The 3,687-nt window shown below is 38.1% G+C and carries 5 protein-coding genes; 1 reads left to right on the top strand and 4 read right to left on the bottom strand.

What is annotated here, in order from left to right; all coding sequences use genetic code 11:
* Window positions 1-86: 86 nt before the first annotated feature.
* From ACZFYI_RS17185 to ACZFYI_RS17195, 3 genes are read right to left on the bottom strand one after another with little or no spacing between them, the layout of a single operon-like run.
* The gene (locus ACZFYI_RS17185) at window positions 87-404 is read right to left on the bottom strand and encodes a Dabb family protein (RefSeq protein ID WP_462525357.1); all 318 of its coding nucleotides are present in this window, start codon (window positions 402-404) and stop codon (window positions 87-89) included.
* A 14-nt stretch (window positions 405-418) separates the two neighbouring features.
* Complete coding sequence (locus tag ACZFYI_RS17190; protein ID WP_462525358.1) at window positions 419-1,213, bottom strand: SDR family NAD(P)-dependent oxidoreductase; 795 nt, start codon at window positions 1,211-1,213, stop codon at window positions 419-421.
* 12 nt (window positions 1,214-1,225) lie between these two features.
* Window positions 1,226-2,212, bottom strand: a complete 987-nt coding sequence (locus ACZFYI_RS17195) for a phytanoyl-CoA dioxygenase family protein (RefSeq protein ID WP_462525359.1) — start codon at window positions 2,210-2,212, stop codon at window positions 1,226-1,228.
* A 142-nt stretch (window positions 2,213-2,354) separates the two neighbouring features.
* On the opposite strand from ACZFYI_RS17195, the gene ACZFYI_RS17200 reads away from it, so the two are divergent.
* Window positions 2,355-3,197: an AraC family transcriptional regulator gene (locus ACZFYI_RS17200; RefSeq protein WP_462525360.1), complete on the top strand. Its 843-nt coding sequence runs from the start codon at window positions 2,355-2,357 to the stop codon at window positions 3,195-3,197.
* 115 nt (window positions 3,198-3,312) lie between these two features.
* On the opposite strand, the gene ACZFYI_RS17205 is transcribed toward ACZFYI_RS17200, so the two are convergent.
* Window positions 3,313-3,687: penicillin acylase family protein (locus tag ACZFYI_RS17205; protein WP_462525361.1), on the bottom strand; the 375-nt coding region annotated here is incomplete at its 5' end.

A 3,687-nucleotide genomic window follows, 5' to 3' on the forward strand; every position in this document is an offset into this window, starting at 1 on the left:
AAAAACCCATCTTTTTATATTATTGTTTTGTTTTTTTATTTAGCCTTATTGGGTGCCTTTAGCATAAGCTCAAATCCATAAAGAATTTATGGATTGGTCCAGTAATCCACCACAAAAACTTTTTCCAAATGAGGTTGCAGACTGGCTACAAAGGCTTGGTGTTTTGGATGTGGGGTGTAAACAGAATCCCTGTCAGCTTCGGAAGCAAAGGAAATTATATAACAGTGCGTAAAACCTTGATGAAAATTTTCAGGACTGTCATTCATGCCCCATTCAAAATCTTTAATTACTGGGATAGCCTCAGGTAATTTCTTGAAAGCATTGGATATTTTTGTTACTTCAGCTTCCGGTGCTTCGTCCTTGAATTTAAATAATACTACATGTCTTAAAATTTTTTCAGGCATATTCTCTTGTTTTTTTAAAGGATACCGCCGATACTCCCTCCATCAATTTTGATAGCTGCTCCGTTTGTTGCCGCAGAAAGCGGACTGGCAAAATAGGTAATCGTGTTGGCAACTTCCTCCACAGAAGCAAATCGCTGTAACAAAGAACTGGTACGCACTTGAGTAAAAAAATCAAGTTCCACTTGTTCCCTTGTTTTATTTTCTTTGTGAGCAATATTTGCCAAAAATTGCTCGGCACCTTCTGTGCCTGTAGAGCCCGGAATGATTGTGTTGACGGTTACATCTGTTCCTGTAGTCAACTGTGCTAAACCTCTGGAAATGGCTAGCAAAGCTGCCTTTGTGGTGCTGTAAGCAATTAAGTCTGCAGGAACTAAACTTGCACATTCGCTTGAAATAAAGATAATTCGACCCCAATTGGCTTCAAGCATTTTTGGTAAAAAATACCTTGACAAGCGCACACCACTCATTATGTTGACTTCAATTTGCCTCTGCCAATCTTCATCTGTCGTTTCAAAAAATGTTTGGGAGGAATAAATCCCCACATTGTTGATTAGTATATCAACAGATGGCACCTGTTCCAATAATGATGCAACAGAAGCAATATTGGAAAAGTCAGTGGCAATCCCTTCAACTTCGGCTTCAGGAACCATGGAATGGAGTCTTTCCAATGCAGCAGAGACGGACATCTTTTGTCTGCCGTTTATAATTACTTTAGCCCCTTCTTTCGCCAGGGCTTTAGCCGTGGCAAAGCCAATCCCCGAAGTGGATCCTGTAATAAAAGCTGTTTTTCCTTTGAGATTCAAATCCATTTATTCAGGCAATTAAGTCCATTTATCCAAACCCAGCAATTTTTTTCCAAGCGGTGATAATTCAGCTCTTTGGTATCTTTCTTGTTCCCAATTGCGAGGGTCTCCAGGAAAGGCATAACCTTGGGGAGCGATTCTGTGTTTCCAGGAATTAATTCTCCATTCCTTTAGAGATTCATTTTCTTCCTGAGCTGGCATCATGGAGATATACTGAGCAATTCTCACCTTATCTTCCGAAATATTTGGACGAATACCATGCGGTTCAGTACTATTAAAAATCAGTAAATCACCAGCTTCCAACGGGACTTTTACCAACTCATCTTCGAGGCCATTCATGTCTGGCTGGAAGCGATTTCTATTTTCAGGTTGGGTTAATTTCCAAGTGTCATAATTTCTGTACAGCCATGGAATACATTGGAATCCACCCATGTTTTTATCAGTTTGGTCAGCCAAAGCCAGCACCCCTTGGATATTTTGGGGTTTGGTTTCAGGGTCGTAATCCCAATGAATAAAACCTTTGTACTCAAAACCCGGTCGGATAGGGAAATTCAAATTAGCCCTATCTATGGTCACCCATAGTTTTTCTGTTCCCCAAATGTCTACAAAAGCATCGTATACTCTTTGGGTCTGACGATTGTTCCAAAGATGTTGATTATTGTAAACTTCCACCATTCCAGTGCCAGCCAGCTCTTTCATTTGCATTTCTGCTCGGGGAGCGGTGTACCAAGTGTCTTTGTTGCTTGGGTCTTTTTCTTCAAACTCCCAAAGAAATGCAGCCGTTTGCATAGCCTGTTCTTTAGGAACAGCATTTTTTATCACCACGTATCCATTATATTTCCAGAATTCCCACTGCTCCATTGTCAAAACTCTGAGTGTATCTTCCGTGGCTTCCTGTCTTAATTTCGAGGTACTGCTTTTTGCTGTTGATGGGTTGCCAGGGATATCTTTATGCTGGTTGTCAGGGATCATGGTAGTTGCCATGGTTTTTCTTTGATCATTCATGGGTTTAGGATTTTAAATGAAATAAGGATACTAATTTGAGGAATAATGGTGGTTGAATTTTCTCTAAAATTAGCCGATAATTGCACAATATTAACTCTAATGAGTCCACGCCTATTTTTTTCTATTAAATTTGTACAATACGATGAAGATTCAACTTGAAACTATTCACAATAATGAAAATAGGTCATTCAACATGATGTTCAATCCGAGGTTGAGTGACTTGTTTTTTTGGCACTTTCACTCGGCATATGAATTGGTTTATATCGAGGGGGCAACAGGTACCAGGCATGTGGGAGATCATATTTCGACGTATGAAGGAAGTGATTTAGTATTTATTGGTTCTAATATTCCTCATCTAAATTTTGATTATGGGGTGAAATCAGATTATAAAAAAGTGGTGGTTCATATAAAAAAAGATTTTTTAGACAAGCAAATTCAAGAGACACCTGAATTGCTAAATATTCAAGAATTATTTCAAAGATCTATATGTGGAATTGCTTTTAAAGGAAAGTTAAAAAAGCAAATTGGAGATCAATTGTTCAATTTCGAAAATTTAAAGCCATTCAATCAGTTTTTACAATTATTGGAAATACTACAATTGCTTTCAGAGACAAATGATTTTGAATTATTGCATGACCAACCTTATTCTAAGAAGTATAGCGATAGAGAACAAGGAAGAATTAGAGAGATCTATGCATTCGTAGATAAAAACTATCATCATAAAATCGAATTGACTGAGGTTGCATCCATTAGCAATATGACCAAACAATCTTTTTGTCGATATTTTAAAAATGTAACGGCAAATACGTTTATTGATTTTTTAAATCGATATAGAATCAGTCAATCAAGACGTCAATTAATGTCCGGGAAAAGTGTAAGTGAAGCCTGTTATAGTTGTGGCTTTGAAAGTCTTTCATATTTTAATCGAATCTTTAAGAAAATCACTAATGAAAACCCAAGTGATTTCAGAAAAAGGTACATATAAATCGTGGATAAAAACTAATTGATACCCGGTTGTATTGGCAGAAACTTGGGCAATAGATATGAAAGGTTTTTAAACGCCATTCGCCGGATTTGATTCTCAATATCCAATTCTAGTTTCATTTTTCGGGACTATAAACACGTTTAGCATTTTTGATTACTTCTGCCTTATCCAAAGTCATCGGTTTAAGTTTTTGCTCAAGAAACATTTCCATCTGATCATCAAAGTGAGGGCTTTCAGCGTCATTGCTTGCACCGAAAACATTGATCGTCTCGATTTTTGGAAGCCCTTCTCCGAATCTGACCATCATGATATAAGACTCCCCCTGGGTGCCTTTTCGCATCCCGTTTTCCCATGGTAATGACCGCATGGCTGTGATCACATCATCAATTCCCTGCAATGGCAGCGCTTTGTCGCCTCTTACCAGTTTTTGGTATTCTCCCAAAGTCACCAATTCTTTTCCAAAGTGGGTTTGAAAATGAGCTTTGGCAGC

The sequence above is a fragment of the Aquiflexum sp. genome (assembly GCF_977115555.1).